Below are 22,358 nucleotides of genomic sequence, written 5' to 3'. Positions count from 1 at the left end.
ATATTTTGCACCTCAAAAAGCGTTGATGCTATTGCTGTCTTTTGTCATCAACGTCATCAATCGCGGGTGTACAAATAATTTTTCCTTTCCGGAATCTATTTCTTGCAGCACACCAATATCTGCTAACTGCTTTAAATACGTTGAAGCAGTTTGGCGTTTTGCAATATCACGTTCAACTAGATTATTGATACGGCAGTAGGGTTGTTCAAAAATAAGCTGAACAAGCTCATAGCTATATATTTTAGGTAGCTGTGCTTTTATGTAATCGGTTGTACTTTCCATAAGCGCCCTAATCGCTGTGATTTTATCACTAGTCCATATGGCAGTTTGCTCGACACCTTTTAGCATAAATAACAGCCAATCTTCCCAATTCTGATCTTTGGTCACTTGGTTCAACAGGCGATAATAGTCTTGTTTGTTATGAACGATGAAACGGCTTAAGTACAAAATAGGTAGCGTTAAAAGACCACATTCAATAAGGTACAAAACGTTTAAAATACGTCCTGTTCGACCATTTCCGTCATAAAAAGGGTGTATGGCTTCAAATTGATAATGGCTAACTGCCATCTTTATCAATGGATCTAGATCATCGTCATCATGAAGAAATCGCTCCCAGTTAGTTAGCAAGTCGCGGATAACGTTTTCTCCAGCAGGCGGAGTATAGATAATTTCTCCAGTCCTCTGGTTGCCTATAAAAGTCCCCGGCACTTTACGAATATCCATTTCGGAGTGCTTTAACGTACTGCATACTTCAATGGCAGTCGCTGTGCAAAGCGGTTTTCTTTCAAGCTGTATATAGCCTTGATATAACGCTGTTCTGTAGCGTAAAGCTTCCTTTGTTGCATGATCAGCGCCTTTATCTTCTAGCGCATACTGAAAAAGCTTATCGGTAGTGGTGACAATATTTTCAATTTCTGAACTGTCTTTTGCTTCCAGCAAAGGCAGTAAGTTAATTAGCATGCTTTGGTTAGGTATGAGTTCCCCAGCCTTTTTTAACTCTGCTACAGCGGCGCGTGCAGAAATACAGGCTTTCAGAACGGCCTTCGTTTCTATGGAATCTAGATTTGGCGGCAATGTGGGTAATTGGTTGTGAGGCTGCTCTGCTTGCCAGGTCATGTTTAAATTTCCAGTCTAAATCGACATAAATGAACTATTGAGTCAGTTTATGTCGATTAGATCGACATATCAATTTTATGTGTCGATATTTTGCTATTTTTTCGACATAAAATTTTGATATGTCGATCTAATCGACATATCAAGACTCAATCAATACGACTCACCAAAACAGGGTATTGAGTAGGAAACTTCAAAGCAGTACGCCATCCCTTGGGCTTTTGGGGCATTATGTAAATTCTGGGGCAGGTAGCTGCCTGTACACTCAGAAAGCTGCACGATCTGGGCATTTATCTGCCTACTGCGTCCGTTTAGTACTGGCAAACTCCTAACTGAACTTAACAGATCAGTGAGGAAACAAACGATGACCCCAACCACACAAACACCCGTAACATCAACACATCCAGCTCGTCAGCAGCGGATTTTGCGTTTGCCCGAGGTAAAAGCCAAAACCGGCTTTGGCCGCAGTACCATTTATGCCTTGGTGAATTAGATGAAAGAAATGGCCATCAAACTAACCAGTCAAATCGGATTTTTGTTATGGACTGTGCGCGGCTAACTATTTGAAATTCATAGTTAAATACAGCGCTGTTCGGCGGCATTCGACTAGTGCAAAAAAATCGAGACGCCAAACGATTGTTTGCATTCTGGGTTTGAAAAAACAAACGGTTTGCCGTTTGGATTCGAGGTTGGTTTAGGGTGCAAAAAGTGCCAAACCTTATTTTGAGCCAGTATCTACAAGGCCTACCTGCTTTGGACTTCAATCGAGACGCCAAACAGTAAATAGGCTGATTTCCCTGTTTGGCGTTTCGATCCAAAAGCCAAACGGATAGTGGTTTTGGCGTATGGGGGTAAAGGCATGGGGAAGTGTGTGTGCGAACATACAAATAATTGCCGTGTGAAACCAATCGACAAAAACGCCAATTTGGTTTATATTTTTAAAATTATTTTATATTTTATAAACCAGAGGTCAGTATGATTGGAGAGCGCATAAAACGAGCCCGTGCTGCCGCTGGCCTGTCGATGCAGGCCTTGGGTGAGCAAGTTGGTATTAGTGCCAACATGGTTAAAAAATACGAGCATGACCAGAGTATGCCTTCGTCGGGGGTTTTACTTAAATTGGCGACGGCTTTGTCGGTTCGTACTGAATACTTCTTTCGCCCAGCACAGGTGACTTTGGGTGAGGTGGAGTATCGTAAGAAAGCCTCAGCTTCAGCTAAGTTGCTAAAGAAGATTGAGTCCGATGTGGTTGACCAAGCTGAGCGCTGGTTAGCACTTAAAAATGTGTGGCCAAACTTCCCAATAGCGAGTTTTAACTACCACCCCGACGTTCCTGTTGTAAGCACTTTAGACGCGGTAGAACAGGTTGCCGCTAAAGTCCGTACTGATTGGCAACTGGGTATGAATCCATTACCAGACTTAATCGACTTGCTTGAGTCTAAAGGTATTTTGGTGATTGTCAGTAACGTACCCCAAACCGATAAATTTGATGGGTTACAAGCTAAAATATCAGGGCAGCCAATTGTTGTAGTGTCTTCTCACTGGCCTGGTTGCCGCCAGCGGTTTACCTTGGCGCATGAACTTGGCCACCTTGTTTTACATGGCTTAATAGATGAATCCATTGACGAAGAGATGGCCTGCAACCGCTTTGCTTCTGCATTTTTATTGCCTGAAATAGGGCTTTTTCAGCATCTAGGAGAGCGACGTTCGAACATAGATCCCAAAGAGCTGTATTTTTTGAAGCATGAGTATGGCCTAAGCATGGCGGCTTGTTTGTATCGTAGTGCCGACCTTGGTGTGATCACCGAAGAGAAAAAACGGCAAATCTTTATACAGTTCTCAAAAAACGGTTGGCGAAAGCAAGAGCCTGGGAATCCTTATCCACAAGAACAGACATTATTGTTTGAGCAGTTGGTTTATCGTGCATTGGCAGAGGGAATTGTTAGTGAATCGAAAGCCGCTGAGCTGTTACAGATGTCAGTGATGGCATTGCATAAGCAGCGTCAAATGTTGGCTGAGGCGGTGTAAATGTATTTGTTGATCAGTGATGCCAATATTCTCATTGATCTCGAAGAAGGCCAATTATTAAAAGTCTTTTTCAATTTGCCTTACCAGTTCAAAGTTCCAGATGTGTTATTCCATGAGGAGCTAAGCGATCAACATGGCTATTTAATCGAGTTAGGCTTGTTGTTGGGTGAGTTAAGTCCTGAGTCTATGATGTACTCATTTGAACTGAGGCAAAAGTATACTGGCCCCAGCATGAACGATTGCTTTGCACTTGCGCTGGCGAAACAAGAACAGTGTCCACTGCTAACTGGGGATATGGCGCTTAGAAAAGCAGCTGAAAAAGAAGCGATATTGGTTCAAGGTACGCTATGGGTTGTCGAGCAGCTCGTTACCCATGGTGTATTGTCAGTTGAAGAAGCCCAAGCTGCCTACGATAAAATGGCAAAAGCAGGTCGTCGCTTACCTTGGGCGCTTGCAAGACAGCGTTTATCCCAATTATAAACTTTGCTAAGCCCCTATTGCCCCAATCCTTGGGGCGGCTCAAATTCCTCTTATTCATCCTCTAAAGCTTGCTATATCAAGTGTTGCCCCATGTCCCAACTGCCCACAGCAAGTGAGCAAATGGGTGGCTAGCTAGTTTCTCCTGATTGGCTTTTTCGGCATGCGGCTGCGTTTGCCATCGAAAAAGGCTAATACTCTGAACCAATAGAGTGATTCTTCATAACCCAGGCTATACGTTAGGCGTGCAGGCGGGATGAGCCCCAGTTTGCGTCCAAGGCTGACAATCACGTAGAACGTAAGCTTTAGCGTCAGCCAAGGAGCGAGTACCACGAATACCATCAGACAATACCGGGTAAGTGCGTAGCCTACGCCGTGAGGCTGTTCGAGTAAGGCAATGCCAATACACCAACCAAGGCCTGCCAGCATGGCTATTGGAAAGGTAATGGGGGCGAGTCGCATCATAAATTGCATGTTATATCCTTCCTACTTGAAGCCACAGCGGTGTTGGCTGCGTTCGCTCACCCCAATCACATAGTATGTCTATGCTCATGGGGATTCACTCACTTGCCGCCTAGCTGCAACTCCCAGTAGTTTGGCTATAGCGCCCTCCTGTGTGGTGTTGTGAAGGGTGCTCAAAACTCACCAGCGGTTCGATAACATCAGCCACGGTTTGATGGGCAATACGGCGCTCTTCAAAGTAATCGTGTCGGTCGTAGATACCCTCAACGCCCTTTAGCTTATGGTTAAGACAGCGTTCGGCCACGTTGCCTGCAATGCCCAATGAGGCGGCAAGACTGCGAAAGGTGCGGCGCAAATCGTGTACGGTGAAGTGTTCAAGTTTGCCCATTTTATTGGGTGGCTGCTTTTTACGGCCCGGCTCTCGACCAAACAACTTTGAAATGGCACGGTTAAGTGTATCTGGCCCCATATGTGGACGATGGCTTGCTCGTCTGGCAGGGAAAACATAAGGCGAGCCACAAACGCGGATTTGCAGCTCGTTAAACCAGGTAATGGCTTGGCGCGGTAAGGGGATGCTAATTGGTACTCCGGTTTTGCTGCGCTCTTTGGGTAGGTCCCACACGCCTGTGGTTAAATCCATTTCTCGCCACATGGCTTCACACAGTTCGCTTTTGCGCACACCCAACACCAAAAACAGACAGCAAGCGAGGTAGTTATCGCGGCCGAAGCTATTGATATGGGTATGAAACACACTAAAGGCGTAATGAATTTCCTCTTTGCTAAGCATCCTGTCTTTACTGGACTCCACGCCACCGGCATCGTCCACTGTGAATGCTGCGGCTGGGTTGTTCAGGGTTAAATCCAGCTTAATCGCATGTCGAAACAGCTGTTTCATGTTCATCAAAGAGTCATTGGCAATGGTAGGGCGGTTACTTTCTCGAATGCGCTCTAATACTTCGCGCACGTCGCGTGCGGTCACCTCAGCAATACACCTAATGCCAATGACTGGGCTTATGTCTTTGGTGTAAACCCGATACGGAATCTTGGGATGCTTAAGTCGTCGGCTCAGATCGGTTCGATACCAGTCATGGAACAGTTGATCCACGGTTTCAATGTCAGGTAACTCGATTTTCTGTTTTTCCAGAAGAGGATCTATACCGTCGCGCACTTCTTTTCGAAAATAAGCAGCGGCAATTCTTGCGTCTGCCAACGACATTAAAGGAAATTGTCCCAAGGTTGCTTCTCGTCTTCCTTTGGCTGTGGTGTAGCGGATCATCCAATAAGGTGAGCCCTGTTTGCGGACGCAAAAGTATAGCCCTTCACCGTCTGAATATTTTTTGGGGTCGGCTTTGCTGTATGCAATAACCTGTTTTGCTGTGAGTTTTCCCATGTTTACTCCATAGTTGCTGAAATAATGGAGGGGGCAATAATGGCTGCCCACCACCGATTTGCTTATTGAATCAGCAGCTAACCTGTTGTGGTGGCGAGTTAAATGCGAAAATTGGGCAACTTACTGCTCACCAATTTGCTCACCGCAAAACGCTTATTGAGCCAAAATGAGGGGGCTGCCCACCACTAAACAGGTAGTTGGTAACGGACTTCTGCAAACCGATTTGGACGGGAGAAATAAAAAAGCCCTGTATTTACAAGCAAATAACAGGGCTTTTAAGACATTCTTGGACGGGTAAAAAAACTATTCGATGTTTTGGATCTGTTCCCGCATTTGCTCAATCAGCACTTTCAGTTCGATGGCGGAGGTCGTTACGTCGGCGTTGATGGATTTAGACGCCAGCGTGTTGGATTCGCGGTTGAATTCCTGCATCATGAAATCCAGACGGCGACCGACGGCTTCCTGTTTATCGAGGATTTTGTAGGTTTCCTTAACGTGCGCTTCCAGTCGGTCCAGCTCTTCGGCAACGTCGGCGCGTTGGGCCAGCAATACCAGTTCCTGTTCCAGACGGTTGTTTTCCAACTGTACATTCGCGTCTTCCAGCTTGCTCACCAGCCGCTCACGTTGCCATTGCAGAATATTCGGCATATGTGCGCGTACTTTGGCAACTTCTTCGCTGACACCCGCCAAACGTTGTTCGATCAATGCTTTCAGTGCATTGCCTTCGCTTTCTCGGGCGGCGATAAAATCATCCATGGTACTTTCCAGCGTTTGCAATAGTTCAACGCTGATGGCGTCCAGATCCTGTTCCTGGGCGACCATCACGCCGGGCCAGCGTAGAACTTCCAATGGGTTGACCTCACCTTCATCGCTTTGCATTTTGACCCAATTGGCGGCTTCCACCAGTTGTTTGGCCAATTTTTCATTAAGGATCAACGAGCCTTGTGCGCGTGGGTCGAGTTCAAAACGTAGGTTGCATTCAATTTTGCCGCGAGTCAGGCGGTTACGGATGCGCTCGCGGATTATCGGTTCCAGGCCGCGAAACTGTTCCGGTAAACGAATATAGGTTTCCAGATAACGTTGGTTTACGGAGCGCAGCTCCCAGGCTGCACTGCCCCAGTCACCCTTGATTTCTCGCCGGGCGTAAGCAGTCATGCTACGAATCATCGGTGCATACCTTAAAGAAGTGATGACGTGAGTATAGCGTTGTGACCGGCGGCAGTAACGGGAATTTTGCCATCGGTGAGGATGATTGCCCGAGCAAGTGGCTATATCCAATAGATTTCCAGGTGCAGAGGGCGACAAGCGAATGAATGACGATGAGCTTACATAAGTGAGTGATTCGGGTAACAAATCTTCGGAAGCAGCTTTGAACGCGGTTTGCAGCAGCCCCAAAAGGGGCAGGGCTGAGTAACTGAACGTAGCCAACACAGTCGGCAACGTGAAAAATGGTGGATATATGAGCGCTATATCACGCGGCGTTGAGTATGGAACTGCATTGGCTGGCCAGTTCCCAGCATTTGTTTTTCAGCACATGTTTGAGTTGTAACGCTGCGCGTGACTGTGGCGTATCCCGGCGACTGATCAGCATAACCTCAAACGGCAATGGCTGGGCGATAGGCACAATTTTCAACTGGTCGGCATAGCGGCGTGCGGTAAAGAGATCGACGATGCCGGTACCACCGCCTGCCAACACCATGTCGGCAATCACCGAATAGGTTTTGATAAACAGCGACGCGGCCGGTTTCAGCCCCTTGTCACGCAGGGCGCGGTGAACCACCTGACCGAGGGGATCCTGCTGCTGCATCATCAACAGGTTGTTATCACATAACCATTCCAGCGTTACCGGGCCTTGTTGTGGGCTGTCTTTGGGTAACAATGCCATCATTGTGGACTGGAACAACGGTTCCGCCAGTAAGTCTGAAGGCACCTGTTGACCAAATACCAGCGCGAAATCAAGCTGATGTTGCAGAATATTCTGACATAACGTACTGAAATGCTCGGTAACCAACTCGACATTTACCAGTAACGCCTGTTGGTGATATTCCACCATCGCCGGAGCGACGATCATCTGCCCGAAAGCATGGGCGGCACCCAGTCGTACCGTTTGTCCCTTACCTTTGCGAATCTGTTCGGTCAGGGAATTGATGGCCTGCAAATGATTGTAGAGCGCCTGGACTTCGGGGATCAAACGCTGTCCTTCTACCGTGGCAATCAATCCTTGGGCCCGGCGTTCAAACAGAGCAAAACCGAGTTGTTGTTCGGCGTGGCTCAGTACCCGACTGACATTAGGCTGGGAGACGTTAAGTAACCGTGCAGCACCACTGATGGTGCCGGCTTGCACAATTGCCTGAAATACCTCGATATGACGTAACCGCATTTATCTTGCCCCGAATAGCTATTATTTATTCCGATGAACAGATACTCCAAATGAACCGATCGCGTTCACATTCCAAGCTATCCATGCCATAGGTTTATGCAATATTTACGCCATTCCTGCCTTTTTTGCTTATTATTTCGACGGAATGCTACTCACCCCAGGTAGAATCGAGTACACGCAGCCAATTACCGTAACAGATCTTTTCCAGCAACGAGCGTTCATAACCCTGTGCGGCCAGCGCTTGCACCAAAATGGGGAGACCGGCAATATCTTTCAGGTCTGGTGGCGTAGTGGTGCCATCGAAATCGGAGCCAAATCCCACGCCATTTTCACCGACTTTCTCCAGTAGATATTCCACATGGCGAACAATTTCCTGCACGGTGGCGTTCGGGTCTTTTCTGCCATCTTCGCGCAGGAACGCGGTGCCAAAATTTACCCCGACAAATCCCTGACTATCACGGATCGCGGCGAGTTGACGGTCAGTCAGATTGCGGGATTGCGCGCACAATGCATGGGCATTGGAGTGGCTGGCGACCAACGGAGCGTCGGAAATGTCGGCGGTCTGCCAGAAACCTTTCTCATCCATATGCGAGACATCCACCATGATGCGTTTGGCATTACAGGCACGTACCAGCCGGATACCCGCTTTAGTCAGGCCATCTCCGGTATCTGGCGAAGATGGAAAGCGAAACGGGACGCCGGAACCGAAAATATTCGGGCGACTCCACAGCGGCCCCAGGCTGCGTAATCCGGCGGCGTAAAGAATATCCAGAAGATTCAGGTCCGCATCCAGCATTTCCGCACCTTCAATATGCATCACCATCGCCAGTACGCCTTCCGCCATACAGCGGCGGATGTCCGCCACGCTGCGGCAGATTTTTGCTCGACCGGCGGAGTCGGCCTCAATACGCAACAGTGTGGAGAGCATGAAAAAAGCGATATCACGTGCGTCTTGCATTGACGGTGTGGCATGCGGGGTAAACAGAGGATCACCGTCTGGTACGGTTATTGCTTTCGGTTGTGGGGAGGGGATATAGGTGGCAAACAATCCGCCAGCTAGTCCGCCTTGCCGGATACGAGGCAGGTCGATCTGACCCTGTGCCGGACCGGTGATGAAGGCTTCAACCGGGTGCTCTCGGTGTTGACGCCACAACTGTGACAGCACGTCGTTGTGACCGTCAAAAACGGGGATGCGCTCGGTATTACAAATCAGCTTGTCGGTCATGGGCGAAAGTCCCGGTACTTGTTTGAAATAAAACGCTCTTTGCTCTGATGAAGCCTGTTTTGCACCATCATGGGGCAATCCTGGCAAAGAAAAAATCACTCTTTGCTGTGCTCATTTAAGCCAGTGCCGTTTGCCGCTGTCAAGACGAAGCTTGATACTAAATATATTAATTTTATTTATATATCAATCACTTGGGGGATTCATGGTTACCAGAAGACGTTTTCTTGCCGGATGTACCGCTGTGCCTTTTCTCTCTTACCTTAGCCTCAATTCCGCTTTTGCCGCCACACCACCTTCTATTCTGGTGATGGCGATGCAGCTTGATAATATGACCAGCCTCGACCCACAAGAGGGCTTTGAAGCGACGGGTTCTGAAATCAGCGGCAATCTCTATCAGCGATTGGTGATGCCAAATCCGGGCAATCCGCAGGAGGTGCAAGGTGAGCTGGCCACCGATTGGGAAGTCAGTAACGACAGCAAGACGTTTACCTTTCATATCGATCCCAAAGCGATGTTCTCCGATGGTAGCCCGGTGACAGCGGAAGATGCTGCCTTTTCACTGCAACGTGCAGTAAAACTGGATAAAAGCCCGGCATTTATCATCAATCAGTTCGGTTTCACCAAAGACAACGTTGAGCAGCATGTTACGGCTCCTGACACACATACGCTGGTGATTAATCTGGATCAACCGGCGTCGGAATCCTTCCTGCTGTACTGCCTGTCCGCGCCAGTTGGCAGTATTGTGCAGAAAAAGGCCGCGCTGGCTAACCAGCAGGGCAACGATTTGGGTAACCAGTGGCTGAAGCTTAATAGCGCCGGTTCCGGTCCCTTTGAACTGGTGAGCTGGAAAGCCAGCGAGAGCGTGATTTTGAAGAAGAATCCGCATTTCCCGTCCAAGAACCCAATCAAACGCATCATCATGAAACACATCGTCGACCCTTCGGCGCAGTTGTTGATGTTGCAGAAAGGGGATGTGGATATCGCCCGTAATCTTACTACTGAGCAGATCCGCCCGCTCCTCAATGACAGCCATTACCATTTGGTGCAGCAACTTGTATCCAGCGTGATGTTTCTTTCCTGCAATACCACTAACGAATTGCTGAAAAAACCGCAGGTGTGGCAGGCGATCAAATGGGCGCTGGATTATGACAGTATCCAGCAGAACATTGTGCCGATGACGCACAAAGTACATCAAAGCTTCCTGCCACGCGGTTTTCCGTCGGCACTGGCTGATACGCCATTCCATCTGGATGTGACCAAAGCCAAAGCATTGCTGGCGGAAGCAGGTTATCCGGATGGTTTTGAAATCACGCTGGATCACTACTCACCACAGCCGTATCCGGATATTGCGCAGGCGGTGCAGACTCAACTGGGTGCGATTGGCATCAAAGTGAAACTGATTGCGGCGGAAAACCGTCAGGTGCTCACCAAAATGCGCGCCCGTCAGCATCAGTTGGCGATGACCGTATGGGGAGCGGATTACTTCGATCCTAATTCCAATACCGAAGCATTTTGTGTCAACACGGATAACAGCGATGGTGCCCGCAATCGTACGTTGGCATGGCGTTGTGGCTGGTCTGATGCAAAATTCAATGAGATGACGGAACAGGCATTGCACGAAACCGATCCGGCCAAGCGTATTGCCCTGTATGAAACCATCCAGCGTGAACACCGTGAGCACAGCCCGTTCGTGATGATGATGCAGGAACAGATGAATATCGCCAGCGGTAAAAACGTCAGTGGTATACAGATGTCTGTATTACGTAAAAGCCCTTATCAATTGGTGAAGAAAGCCTGATGCGGATACTGACGCGTTTTTTCAGTACGCTCGGTAGTCTGGCCCTGACGTTGTTGGGGCTTTCCATCCTGACGTTCTGTATTGGTCGGGTGATGCCGACCGATCCGGTACTGGCAATGCTGGGAGATAACGCCCCGCAACCCGTGGTAGAGCGGGCGCGTCAGGAGCTGGGGCTGGATCAACCAATCTGGATGCAATACGGCCACTATATCAACCAACTATTGCACGGCGATCTGGGGCGTTCCATTCTTACGTCCAACTCTGTTACGGATGACATTTTCCGTTACTTTCCCGCCACGCTTGAGCTGGCGACCGCCGCCATTATCATCGCGGCCCTGGTGGGCATTCCGCTGGGCGTATGGGCGGCAGTACGGCAGGGCAGTTGGCTGGATCAGACTATCCGGGTCATCTGTCTGGCCGGACATTCATTACCTGTCTTCATACTGGCGCTGCTCAGTCTGCTTATCTTCTATGCCGTACTGGGTATTGCGCCGGGACCGGGTCGTCAGGACATTATTTTTCAAGATATGGTACCGCAGGTCACCGGGTTGCTGACCGTGGATTCCCTGCTGGCCGGGGATATCGACGCCTTTAAAGATGCGCTGGCACATATGGTGCAACCGGTATTGATTCTGGCGTACTTCAGCATGGCGTACATCACGCGTATGACACGTACTTTTATGTTGAATGCGCTCAGCGGTGAGTTCATCACTACGGCGCGCGCAAAAGGGCTGTCGTCGCGCCGGGTGATTTGGCGACACGCGTTTCCCACCGTGGCGGTGCAATTGGTAACGGTGCTGGCGTTGACCTATGCCAGTCTGCTGGAAGGTGCGGTGGTGACCGAGAACGTCTTTTCCTGGCCGGGTCTGGGCCAGTATCTTACGACCGCATTGTTGAATGCTGACATGAATCCGGTAGTCGGTGCCACGCTGTTGGTGGGAGCAGTCTACGTACTGCTCAATTTGCTGGCTGATATTCTCTATCGACTTTTGGATCCCCGCGTAACATGACTTCTTTTGTCTCACGAGCCTGGTTGCTCGACGAAACGCCAACCACACGCCGTCAGGCGGTGTGGGGACAACGCTATCGGCTATGGCTGGGATTGCGCACCAACCCATTGGCGATGGTAGGTTTGATGATTATCGTGTCGGTGTTGTTGCTGTCGCTGGCTGCGCCGTTACTGACACCGTATTCCCCCGGCTTTCAGGACCTGTCCAACAGGTTAGCGGCGCCTTCTGTCCAACATTGGTTGGGTACGGACGAACTGGGACGCGATGTGTACAGCCGTATTTTGTATGGTGGTCGCACCACTCTGGGGATGGTGATCGCCGTTGTGACCATCACCGCGCCTATTGGATTGCTGGTGGGGTGTATCGCTGGTTACATCGGGGGTTGGCTGGATAAGATTCTGATGCGTTTGACGGATATCTTTTTGTCATTTCCCCGGCTGGTGCTGGCGCTGGCATTTGTCGCGGCGCTTAAACCCGGTGTGGAAAGTGCGATTCTGGCGATAGCGCTCACGGCCTGGCCACCCTATGCCCGACTGGCGCGCGCCGAAACGATGCAGTACCGCTACAGCGATTTTATCGCTGCCAACCGCCTGACTGGGGCAACACCGATGCGCATTATTCTGCGCCATATCATGCCGTTGTGTTTGCCGAGCCTGATTGTGCGCATCACGCTGGATATGAGTTCCATTATTATCACCGCCGCCAGTCTTGGTTTTCTCGGCATGGGCGCGCAGCCGCCCTCGCCGGAATGGGGCACGATGATTGCTACCGCCCGTCGTTTTCTGTTCACCGAATGGTGGGTGCCGCTGATGCCTTGTATCGCTATTTTTCTGACCTCGCTGGCGTTTAATTTTCTGGGCGACGGTCTGCGCGATGTGCTGGATCCCAAGGAGCGCTAAATGCTGGTGGAAATTGAAAATCTGCGTATCGCCTTTACCCATCGGGCAGAAACCTTTGAAGCGGTACGCGGCGTATCGCTGAATGTCGGCAAAGAAAAGTTTGCCATCGTTGGAGAAAGTGGCTCCGGTAAATCGCTGACGGCACGTAGTCTGATGCAATTGCTGCCGGGTAATGCGCGGATACAGGCCGATAAGCTCAGCTTTGATGGCATCGATCTGCGTGGCGCCAGTGAAAAAACGCTGTGCCAGATTCGTGGCAGGCGTGTAGGTTTTATTTTGCAGGACCCGAAATATTCGCTGAATCCGGTGATGACTATTGGCCAGCAGGTGGCAGAGTCGTGGCGGCAACACAAAGGCGGCAGCAAGCGTGCAGCGATGGACGCGGCGGTGGATCTGTTGGCGCAAGTGCGTATCCGTGATCCGGAGCGAGTGGCCAGCAGTTACCCGCATGAAGTATCCGGTGGGATGGGCCAACGGGTGATGATCGCCATGATGTTGGCGCCTGACCCGGAGCTGTTGATTGCTGACGAACCTACCAGTGCGTTGGATGCCACGGTGCAGGCGGAGATCCTGCGGCTGATCGACGATCTGGTGTCGCAGCGAGGGATGGGGCTGATCCTGATCAGTCACGATCTGCCATTGGTGTCGCATTTTTGTGATCGGGTGGCAGTGATGTATGCCGGGCGGATCGTGGAAATGTTGGCCGCCAATCAACTGCAACAGGCACAACATCCGTATACGCGCGGATTGCTGGAGTGCTTGCCCTCGCTCTCGCATCCACGGGAACGGTTGCCGGTGATGAAACGTGATATTGCCTGGAGGGATGCATGATTAAGTTAGAGAATTTGCGCATCTCATTTGGGTCTATAGCGGTGGTAAAAGGCGTCTCATTTGAGGTGGCGAGCGGGGCCAGCTTTGGCATCGTTGGTGAAAGTGGGTCCGGTAAATCCACTATTTTGCGGGCGTTGTCGGGGCTGAATAACCACTGGAGCGGCACCATTACCTTTGGTGGCATGGCGTTATCCGCGCATCGCGGCCGGACGTTCTTTCGTCAGGTGCAGATGGTATTTCAGGACCCGTATGGTTCTCTGCATCCACGCCAGACGATTGACCGTATTTTGCATGAACCGTTGTTGATACATCGTGTTGATCGTGCTGAACAACGCATTACGCAGGCACTGGACGAAGTAGGATTACCGTCTGCGGTACGTTTTCGTTTTCCACATCAGCTGTCCGGTGGGCAACGCCAACGTGTCGCCATTGCCCGGGCGTTAATCGCCGAACCTGAAGTATTACTGCTGGATGAGCCGACGTCCGCGCTGGATGTGTCGGTGCAGGCGGAAATTCTCAATCTGCTTACCGACCTGCGAGCGGAGCGAAAACTGACCTACATTATGGTCAGTCATAATCTGGCGGTAGTCTCGCATCTTTGCCAGCGTATCGGGGTGATGCAGAACGGCGAAATGGTGGAACAGCTCAGTGCCGATGACTTACGTGCGCGACGTATTCGGCATCCTCACACGGCTGAGCTGTATGATTTAAGTATGACACTGGAGGAGCCAGTATGACACTGCATTGGCAGCGCGCCATCGATGTGGCCCAGTCGCTGACCCACGCCTGGAATCAAGGCGCACAGCCAGGCGGTGCTATCGCTCTGTTTGATGGCAAACAGATTCAGTCCGTATGTTGTGGCGGCCTGACGGATTTGGCGCAGCAGGCGCCGTTTACCCCCCACAGTGTGGTGCGTTTCGCATCCGTGACCAAGCATCTGTTTGCCGCCATGGTCACCGGCCCCGCCAGCCATGCTATTTCCCTCACCGATACCTTGAACCAGCATTTGCCACAACTGCGTGGTGATAACGGTAACGTCACGGTAGGTCAGGCGCTGGATATGACCTCCGGTCTACCGGATGTGCGGGAAACCTTGTCATTGCTGGGACTTTCCGTTTACAACACGACCTCGGCGGCAGATCTGCTGGATTTTTTGACACAATGGGGCTCACTCAACTACCCAGCGGGCAGCGAGATTTCCTACTCCAACACGGGTTATCGATTGGTAGAGGAAGCGCTAAAAGCCAAAGGTATTTACTTCGCTGATCTATTACGCCAGCAAGTGTGTGAACCCTTGGGTATTCAACTTCATGCGCCAGAAACCTGGTTTGATATTGTCCCTGGCCTGATGCCGGGGTATTGGCAAGGCGCAACGGGCTGGCAGCTTGCCAGCGCAGGTTTGCATCTGTCGTCGTCCGGTTGTGTCGCTGGCAGCGTGCAGGATTTGACGGTCTGGCTGCAATCGCTGCTGATGAACTCGGGTCCCGGCGACGGCGTATTGTCCCGCTTGACGCAACCACGCCGGATGAATGATGGCCGGATTACCGGTTATGGGCTGGGCATTACCCACAGCCGGGTCGGCGATGCATTGCTGGTCGGGCACGGTGGTTCTCATGCGGGTTACAAAAGTTATTTCCTGCTCGACCCGGTGCGACAAGTCGGTGTCACACTGGTTGCCAACCGCGAGGATGTCACGACCTACGATAGTGCGATGCGTGTTATGGCGGCGCTGCTGGATCAGCCGTTGCCGCAGCAAGGCCATTCGCTGACTCCCGGTCTTTACGTGGCGGAACAGGGCGGCGATTGGCTGGAGATCAACGAGAAAAGTGCCTGTTGGCTGGGGGCCGCAGAAACGCTGTATCACAGTGGGCAGCCCGAAGTGGCAATATCCCTTTCCAGCCATTTACCGATGCGTCTTCGACAAAATGGTATGGCGATTGAGGGTGAAATTGGTCATGCACCACGCCGTTTTGTCCCGGCGACGGCTGATGACAGCTTATCTCACATTCAGGGATGCTGGCGGCTGGCAGACACCCGCAGTGAACTGGTGATTGATGGCGACCAATTGGTCATGGGTATTGGCCCGGCAGTGATTACCGCCACACTCAAATCCCTCGGTCAAGGCCGGGGACGTGCCATCGCGCAGGATGGCCCGTGGGAGAAGCGGTTTGGCCTCTATCTGGATGGTGATCAACTACAGTTGCTGCTTAATCGCAGTCGAGTCGTGAGATACGAGCGCTGATGATTAACCGTGCATAGCGTGGTCTGATAATGTGTTGTGCAATAACCGGGGACTGACTGCAACGCGAACGTCTTTAATGCAGTGGATTTCTGAAGCCGCCTCCCACCGCTTGACGTATCTGTCCAATTCCTTCTGGACATCCATACAGTATCAATTTACCTTGACGGGCAGCAGCGAGGTAAAGCGGAGGCCGTGTGGATATCTCTCTATTTTATGGTATTGGTGGCGTAGCAGCAGGCTTGCTACTAGGTTGGCTCATTGCGGGTTTGCTTCAGCAACAGCGGCAGGCGCGATCTGAAACAGAGCAGCGTTTGTTGGCACAAGCGTTGGAACAGGCCCGTCAGTCTTTAAATGAGAGCCAGCAGGCCAGGCAACAGGATCAGCAGCGACTTGGTCAGCAGGAAATGGAATTGCGAACACTGCATGGGCAACTGGCAGCCAGCCAGGAGAAGTTGCAGCAACTGGTGGAACTGCGCCAGGAATGTGAGCAGCTTAATCAGGAACTGCGGGCGCTTCGGGAGGCCAATGGCGCACAAGAAGCTGAATTACGGGAAGTGACTATCCGCCTGGAAGAGACGCGTCTGGCGGCTGAAGAAAAGCAGCGCTTGCTGACCAACAGTGAGCAGCGTCTCTCCACTCAATTTGAAAACCTCGCCAACCGAATTTTTGAGCACAGTGGCCGTAAGGTCGATCAGCAGAATCAACAGAGTCTGGATCGTTTGCTGACACCATTGCGGGAACAACTGGATGGATTTCGTCGTCAGGTGCAGGAAAGCTTCGGTTCCGAAGCCCGGGAACGCCATACGCTGGCGCATGAGATCCGTAATCTGCAACAACTTAATGCCCGAATGACACAGGAAGCGGTTAACCTGACCAACGCACTGAAAGGTGACAACAAAACACAGGGAAATTGGGGTGAGGTGGTGTTGAGCCGGGTGCTGGAAAGTTCCGGGCTGCGCGAAGGGCATGAATATCAAATTCAAGTCAGTGTGCAGACCGACACTCACTCACGTTTACAGCCGGATGTCATCGTGCGCCTGCCACATGGTAAAGATGTGGTCATTGACGCCAAAATGTCGTTGGTGGCCTATGAACGTTACTTTAACAGCGATGATGAGATCGAACGGTCCGCCGCACTCAATGAGCATTTGGTGTCAATCCGCAGTCATATCCGTCTTTTGGGTAACAAAGATTATCAACAATTACCGGGATTGCGCTCGCTGGATTATGTATTGATGTTCATTCCGGTGGAACCCGCATTCCTGGTCGCTATTAATCGCCAGCCAGATGTTATCACCGAAGCGCTTAAACATAATATTATGCTGGTCAGTCCTACTACCTTACTGGTAGCGTTGCGGACGATTAATAATTTATGGCGTTACGAGCAACAAAGCCGCAATGCACAACAGATCGCCGAGCGAGCTTCCCGGTTGTACGACAAGCTACGCCTGTTCGTTGACGATATGTCATCACTGGGGCAAAGCCTGGAAAAAGCACAGGGAAGTTATCGTCAGGCCATGAAAAAACTCTCTTCAGGCCGCGGAAATCTGATTAATCAGGCGGAAGGTTTCCGGGCATTGGGCGTAGAAATAAAACGGCCTATTAACGCATCGTTGATTGACGATGCCGAGTCAGTCAATGTGGAGTATCACCCGATTGTCGAGGACGACGAGCCCGTTGATGAAAAACCAGCGTAAGTCGCTGCTGTACTGGTATAAACTGTTCCAGCATCCTTTATGTGGTAGGTATACGGCGCTTTCACTTCTCTCGGTATATCGGTAAATAAGGACGGTAGCTTTTAACTTGGGTCTGTTACACTCTCCCCATTAGTAGGTAGATCCAAATTTTGACTGAATGGTAGGCGGATAACATGGTAGACAATTCAGAGAAAACTACACATTTTGGTTTTCGCACTGTAGCGAAAGAAGAAAAAGAAGGCATGGTCGCCGACGTTTTTCATTCTGTGGCTACAAAGTATGATTTGATGAATGACCTGATGTCTTTTGGTATTCATCGTGTCTGGAAAAGATTCACCATTGAGTGCAGTGGCGTGCGGCGCGGTCAGCATGTGCTGGATCTTGCCGGCGGTACTGGAGACTTGACTGCCAAATTCTCACGTCTGGTCGGTGATGACGGTGGGGTTGTACTGGCGGATATCAATGCTTCAATGTTGAAGGTTGGTCGTGAAAAGCTGCGTAACAACGGCGTGATTGGCAATGTTGATTATGTCCAGGCCAATGCAGAGGCCTTGCCTTTCCCAGATGATTTTTTTGACTGTATTACCATTGCTTTCGGCCTGCGCAATGTCACTGACAAAGAGAAGGCGTTGCGCTCCATGTATCGCGTGCTGAAACCTGGTGGCCGTTTACTGGTGCTGGAATTTTCCAAGCCGACAGTGAAAATGCTCAGTAAGGTCTATGACGCCTACTCTTTTCACATACTGCCTCGTATTGGCGAAATGGTGGCAAGTGATGCCGATAGCTATCGTTATCTGGCAGAATCTATCAGGATGCACCCGGATCAGGAAACGCTGAAAAACATGATGAGTGACGCGGGATTTGACAACGTCAATTATTTTAATCTGACCGGTGGAGTTGTTGCATTACATCGCGGTTTTAAATTCTGAGTTTGGGAATACCAATGCTGTTAATGCCTGTACTGATCGCTGCGCTGGAAACGGCGTTTAATCAGCTATTGTTTCGTGACCGGAGTATGAAGGCCGCACGTCAACGTTTGCATGGGAAAACGCTGTGTATTGACGTCGCCGAGCTAAGCACACCGCTGGTGCTGGTTTTTACTGAGCATCACCTGGATATCGTGAGTCAATGGGATGATGTGCCTGATTGCCATTTGCAAACCCGGCTATCCGCTTTGATGAAATTGCGTGATCGCCAACACCTTTCCGCGTTGATGCGCAGTGGTGAACTGATAGTAGAAGGTGATATTCAGGTCATCCAACAATTTATCGGGTTGCTGGATCTGGCAGAGTTCGATCCTGCTGAATGGCTAGCGCCTTATCTTGGTGACGTTGTGGCAGAAGGATTGAGCCAGGCTGCACACAAAACGGTAGGGACATTGACTCGTACGCTGTGCCGTCAGCAGCATTATTTATCTGAAACGCTCACAGAAGAGTGGCGCCTGGTACCAGGCAAGCTGGAAGGTCTCTGGTTCCAGGATGAAGTGACTGCATTGGAGCAATCTGTGAGTGCATTAACCGAAAGGTTGGCAAAGCTGGAGAGATCTCAATGACGCCAGGAGAGTTGGTCCGCCTTTACCGAATTATCCGTGTACTATTGAGTTATGGACTGGATGAATTGATTCCGCGGATACGCCTGACGTTCCCTCTTCGTTTGGGTCGTTATTTCCTGTTCTGGTTGCCTAACCGTCATAAAGATATGCCGTTAGGGGAGCGTATGCGTCTGGCATTACAGGATCTCGGGCCAGTGTGGATTAAGTTCGGGCAGATGATGTCTACTCGACGGGATTTGTTTCCACCTGCTATCGCTGATCAACTGGCAATGTTGCAGGATCGGGTAGCGCCTTTTGATGGTGCTCTGGCTCGTAAGCAGATTGAAGCGTCAATGGGCGGATCGCTGGAAACCTGGTTTGATGATTTTGACTCGATCCCACTGGCTTCGGCATCCATTGCTCAGGTGCATACGGCTAAACTGAAAACATCGGGCAAAGATATTGTGATTAAAGTGATTCGCCCGGACATCCTGCCAGTGATTAAAGCCGATATGCGCCTAATGAATCGGCTGGCTAGCTGGTTGCCAATTTTGTTATCGGATGGCCGTCGTCTGCGACCACGTGAAGTCATACGTGAATATGAAAAAACGCTTTTGGATGAACTGAACCTGCTGCGTGAAGCAGCAAACGCCATCCAACTGCGACGCAACTTTATCAATAGTCCTATGCTTTACATACCGGAGATCTATTCGGATTACTGCACCGAACGCGTGTTGGTTATGGAGCGTATTTACGGTATTCCGGTTTCTGATGTGGATGCGCTCAAGAAGCACGGTGTTAACATGCCTTTGCTGGCTGAACGTGGTGTGCAAGTATTTTTCACTCAGGTTTTTCGGGACAGTTTCTTCCATGCGGATATGCATCCGGGCAATATCTTTATCAGCTATGAACATCCTGAAGATCCGCAATATATTGGTATTGATTGCGGCATCGTCGGTTCTCTTAACAAGGAAGATAAGCGGTATCTGGCGGAAAACTTCATTGCCTTTTTCAACCGAGACTACCGTCGGGTTGCTGAACTGCATGTGGACTCTGGCTGGGTTCCTGCGGATACCAATGTGGAAGAGTTTGAGTTCGCTATTCGTACTGTTTGTGAACCCATTTTTGAAAAGCCGTTGGCGGAAATTTCATTCGGCCATGTATTATTGAACCTCTTTAATACGGCGCGTCGCTTCAATATGGAAGTGCAGCCGCAACTGGTATTACTCCAGAAAACATTACTTTATATTGAAGGGATAGGACGCCAGCTTTATCCTCAGTTAGATTTATGGAAAACCGCCAAGCCTTTTCTGGAAACCTGGCTGAAAGATCAGGTCGGATTACCTGCGATGTTGCGTGCATTTAAAGAAAAAGCACCATTTTGGGCGGAAAAATTGCCTGAAATTCCGGAATTGTTTTATGACGGATTAAGGCAACATAAGATGTTGCGGCAGAGTATGGAGCAACTTGCCAATGAACTACATGTCCAACGGGTTCGTCATGGTCAATCCCGTTATTTGCTAGGTGTGGGGGCAGCACTGTTAATCAGTGGGACATTGCTGTTAGCCAGTCATGTTGAAGCGGATATTGTACCTGCAGGTTTGATAGCCGCAGGTGTTGTTGCCTGGTTGATTGGTTGGCGTTGTACTCGTTGAATAAGATCATAATCAGTAGCATGATTACCGTTTATAATAGTGGTGATCTTGATAGTTATCCCTTGTATAAAGAGGTAAAGCGTTATGGGCGGTATTAGTATTCCTAGTTTGTTGATCATCGCGGTCATCGTGGTGTTGTTGTTTGGCACCAATAAGCTGAGAACGTTGGGATCAGATCTCGGTGCTTCCATTAAGGGCTTTAAAAAAGCTATCAGTGAAGAGCCGTCATCTGCCGACGACGAAAAAACACAGCAAGATGCTGACTTTGCGACTAAATCCATTGCGGATCAAAAGCCGGAAGCCAAGCAGGAAGAGAAGAGCAAGAATAAAGAACAGGTGTAATCTGTGTTTGATATCGGGTTTAGTGAACTGCTGCTGGTGATGATAATCGGCCTGGTAGTCTTGGGGCCGGAGAGATTGCCTATCGCAGTAAGAACGGTTGCCGGTTGGATCAGAACACTGCGCTCATTGGCTTCTACCGTACAAAATGAGTTATCACAGGAATTGAAGTTGCAGGAATTGCAGGACAGCCTGAAAAAAGTAGAGCAGGCCAGTAGCCTGAGTAATTTATCTCCAGAGCTTAAAGCTTCCATGGATGAACTGAAAGAAGCCGCCGAAGCCATGAAACGCAGCTATGTTGCCAAACCTGAGCATACGGTTCCTGTGGAGTCGCCGAACGATCCTGAAGTCATCTATGACGGGGTTGTAGAACAGGAAGAGACACCGGTTACTCCTGTGATAACTCCGCCATTGGAAAACATGCCAGATACAGTAGTACCTGAGTCCGATAAAAAAATAAAACCTGAGCAAATTGCTGCGGTTCCCACTTCTCAACTAGGTGATGATCATTAGTGTATGGCCGTTGATGAAACACAACCGCTGATTAGCCATCTGATCGAGCTGAGAAAGCGGTTAATAAATAGCATTATCTGTGTGCTGGTCGTGTTCTTGGCGTTGATCTATTTTGCTAATGACATTTATCAGATTGTCTCTGCTCCATTGATCAAACAGCTTCCTGCTGGCGCGAGCATGATTGCTACTGATGTGGCATCGCCTTTCTTTACGCCGATAAAACTTACCATGATTATTTCGGTATTCGTGGCGGCTCCGTTAGTGTTGTATCAAGTGTGGGCATTTGTCGCACCGGCGTTGTATAAGCATGAACGCCGTCTGATGGTTCCACTGTTGATTTCCAGCAGTTTGTTGTTTTATCTGGGTATGGCATTTGCGTACTTTGTGGTATTCCCGCTGGCGTTCAGTTTTTTCGCCCATACGGCACCGAAAGGGGTCATGATCGCAACCGACATTAATAACTACCTTGATTTTGTCATGGCATTGTTCATGGCATTTGGTGTGTCATTTGAAGTTCCGGTGGCGATAGTTCTGTTGTGCTGGAGTGGTGTGATTACGCCTCAGGACCTGAAGAAGAAACGTCCTTATGTGCTGGTAGGGGTTTTTGTCGTCGGTATGTTGCTGACTCCACCAGATGTTTTATCCCAGACACTATTGGCGATCCCCATGTATCTGTTGTTTGAAGTCGGTATATTTTGCTCCCGGTTTTATGTTGGTAAGGGACGCCGTCAGGATAACGCCACCACCGAAGACTCTTCACAGTAATTT

Annotated in this window: 22 protein-coding genes; 16 read left to right on the top strand and 6 right to left on the bottom strand. The window is 50.0% G+C overall.

The genetic code is table 11. The features are described from left to right. Nucleotides 1-12: 12 nt before the first annotated feature. A complete protein-coding gene (gene fic, locus CWC46_RS01105) occupies nucleotides 13-1,116 on the bottom strand; it encodes a protein adenylyltransferase Fic (protein ID WP_021014008.1) in 1,104 nt (367 codons plus the stop codon). 361 nt (nucleotides 1,117-1,477) lie between these two features. Between fic and CWC46_RS01100 the strand changes: the two genes are divergently transcribed. The 3 genes from CWC46_RS01100 (at nucleotide 1,478) to CWC46_RS01090 (ending at nucleotide 3,621) form a co-directional block, all read left to right on the top strand. Further along, complete coding sequence (locus tag CWC46_RS01100) at nucleotides 1,478-1,606, top strand: AlpA family phage regulatory protein (protein WP_021014009.1); 129 nt, start codon at nucleotides 1,478-1,480, stop codon at nucleotides 1,604-1,606. A gap of 482 nt (nucleotides 1,607-2,088) precedes the next feature. Continuing rightward, entirely contained in the window at nucleotides 2,089-3,141 is a 1,053-nt protein-coding gene (locus CWC46_RS01095) for a helix-turn-helix domain-containing protein (RefSeq protein ID WP_021014010.1), read from the top strand. Beyond that, entirely contained in the window at nucleotides 3,142-3,621 is a 480-nt protein-coding gene (locus tag CWC46_RS01090) for a PIN domain-containing protein (RefSeq protein ID WP_021014011.1), read from the top strand. A gap of 132 nt (nucleotides 3,622-3,753) precedes the next feature. On the opposite strand, the gene CWC46_RS01085 is transcribed toward CWC46_RS01090, so the two are convergent. The 5 genes from CWC46_RS01085 to CWC46_RS01065 form a co-directional block, all read right to left on the bottom strand. Next, entirely contained in the window at nucleotides 3,754-4,092 is a 339-nt protein-coding gene (locus tag CWC46_RS01085; RefSeq protein ID WP_021014012.1) for a hypothetical protein, read from the bottom strand. Nucleotides 4,093-4,192: 100 nt separating this feature from the next. After that, entirely contained in the window at nucleotides 4,193-5,470 is a 1,278-nt protein-coding gene (locus CWC46_RS01080; protein WP_021014013.1) for a tyrosine-type recombinase/integrase, read from the bottom strand. 303 nt (nucleotides 5,471-5,773) lie between these two features. After that, nucleotides 5,774-6,637, bottom strand: coding sequence for a YicC/YloC family endoribonuclease (locus tag CWC46_RS01075; protein ID WP_021014014.1), 864 nt, complete (start codon nucleotides 6,635-6,637; stop codon nucleotides 5,774-5,776). A gap of 304 nt (nucleotides 6,638-6,941) precedes the next feature. Next, nucleotides 6,942-7,850, bottom strand: coding sequence for a LysR family transcriptional regulator (locus CWC46_RS01070; RefSeq protein WP_021014015.1), 909 nt, complete (start codon nucleotides 7,848-7,850; stop codon nucleotides 6,942-6,944). Nucleotides 7,851-7,998: 148 nt separating this feature from the next. Then, the gene (locus tag CWC46_RS01065; protein ID WP_021014016.1) at nucleotides 7,999-9,075 is read right to left on the bottom strand and encodes a dipeptidase; all 1,077 of its coding nucleotides are present in this window, start codon (nucleotides 9,073-9,075) and stop codon (nucleotides 7,999-8,001) included. Nucleotides 9,076-9,277: 202 nt separating this feature from the next. Here CWC46_RS01065 and CWC46_RS01060 point away from each other — a divergent pair, with 202 nt between their 5' ends. From CWC46_RS01060 to tatC, 13 genes are all read left to right on the top strand, one after another. Further along, complete coding sequence (locus CWC46_RS01060) at nucleotides 9,278-10,873, top strand: ABC transporter substrate-binding protein (protein WP_021014017.1); 1,596 nt, start codon at nucleotides 9,278-9,280, stop codon at nucleotides 10,871-10,873. After that, nucleotides 10,873-11,883 (top strand): ABC transporter permease, encoded by a 1,011-nt coding sequence (locus CWC46_RS01055; RefSeq protein ID WP_021014018.1) that lies wholly within the window; start codon nucleotides 10,873-10,875, stop codon nucleotides 11,881-11,883. Before CWC46_RS01060 ends, CWC46_RS01055 begins: the two co-directional genes overlap by 1 nt. Next, nucleotides 11,880-12,782 carry an ABC transporter permease gene (locus tag CWC46_RS01050; RefSeq protein WP_021014019.1) on the top strand — a complete coding sequence of 301 codons (903 nt, stop codon included), beginning with the start codon at nucleotides 11,880-11,882 and terminating at the stop codon, nucleotides 12,780-12,782. The genes CWC46_RS01055 and CWC46_RS01050 overlap by 4 nt, the downstream gene beginning before the upstream one ends. Next, nucleotides 12,783-13,613, top strand: a complete 831-nt coding sequence (locus CWC46_RS01045) for an ABC transporter ATP-binding protein (protein WP_021014020.1) — start codon at nucleotides 12,783-12,785, stop codon at nucleotides 13,611-13,613. Then, complete coding sequence (locus CWC46_RS01040) at nucleotides 13,610-14,350, top strand: ABC transporter ATP-binding protein (protein ID WP_021014021.1); 741 nt, start codon at nucleotides 13,610-13,612, stop codon at nucleotides 14,348-14,350. The genes CWC46_RS01045 and CWC46_RS01040 overlap by 4 nt, the downstream gene beginning before the upstream one ends. Continuing rightward, entirely contained in the window at nucleotides 14,347-15,855 is a 1,509-nt protein-coding gene (locus CWC46_RS01035; RefSeq protein ID WP_021014022.1) for a serine hydrolase domain-containing protein, read from the top strand. Before CWC46_RS01040 ends, CWC46_RS01035 begins: the two co-directional genes overlap by 4 nt. 194 nt (nucleotides 15,856-16,049) lie before the next feature. Next, the gene (gene rmuC / locus CWC46_RS01030; protein ID WP_021014023.1) at nucleotides 16,050-17,552 is read left to right on the top strand and encodes a DNA recombination protein RmuC; all 1,503 of its coding nucleotides are present in this window, start codon (nucleotides 16,050-16,052) and stop codon (nucleotides 17,550-17,552) included. Between the two features lie 173 nt (nucleotides 17,553-17,725). Then, nucleotides 17,726-18,481: a bifunctional demethylmenaquinone methyltransferase/2-methoxy-6-polyprenyl-1,4-benzoquinol methylase UbiE gene (gene ubiE / locus CWC46_RS01025; protein ID WP_021014024.1), complete on the top strand. Its 756-nt coding sequence runs from the start codon at nucleotides 17,726-17,728 to the stop codon at nucleotides 18,479-18,481. Between the two features lie 14 nt (nucleotides 18,482-18,495). After that, on the top strand, nucleotides 18,496-19,104 hold the full coding sequence (ubiJ, locus tag CWC46_RS01020; protein WP_021014025.1) for a ubiquinone biosynthesis protein UbiJ: 609 nt from the start codon (nucleotides 18,496-18,498) through the stop codon (nucleotides 19,102-19,104). After that, on the top strand, nucleotides 19,101-20,738 hold the full coding sequence (gene ubiB / locus CWC46_RS01015; protein WP_021014026.1) for a ubiquinone biosynthesis regulatory protein kinase UbiB: 1,638 nt from the start codon (nucleotides 19,101-19,103) through the stop codon (nucleotides 20,736-20,738). The genes ubiJ and ubiB overlap by 4 nt, the downstream gene beginning before the upstream one ends. 84 nt (nucleotides 20,739-20,822) lie before the next feature. Beyond that, the gene (tatA, locus tag CWC46_RS01010; RefSeq protein WP_021014027.1) at nucleotides 20,823-21,080 is read left to right on the top strand and encodes a Sec-independent protein translocase subunit TatA; all 258 of its coding nucleotides are present in this window, start codon (nucleotides 20,823-20,825) and stop codon (nucleotides 21,078-21,080) included. 3 nt (nucleotides 21,081-21,083) lie between these two features. Next, a complete protein-coding gene (gene tatB, locus CWC46_RS01005; protein ID WP_021014028.1) occupies nucleotides 21,084-21,590 on the top strand; it encodes a Sec-independent protein translocase protein TatB in 507 nt (168 codons plus the stop codon). A 3-nt stretch (nucleotides 21,591-21,593) separates the two neighbouring features. Beyond that, complete coding sequence (gene tatC, locus CWC46_RS01000; protein WP_021014029.1) at nucleotides 21,594-22,355, top strand: Sec-independent protein translocase subunit TatC; 762 nt, start codon at nucleotides 21,594-21,596, stop codon at nucleotides 22,353-22,355. Nucleotides 22,356-22,358 lie beyond the last annotated feature (3 nt).

Source organism: Prodigiosinella confusarubida, from assembly GCF_002847015.1.
Classification (GTDB): Bacteria; Pseudomonadota; Gammaproteobacteria; order Enterobacterales; family Enterobacteriaceae; genus Prodigiosinella; species Prodigiosinella aquatilis.
This window is presented reverse-complemented; position numbering and strand designations above follow the sequence as displayed.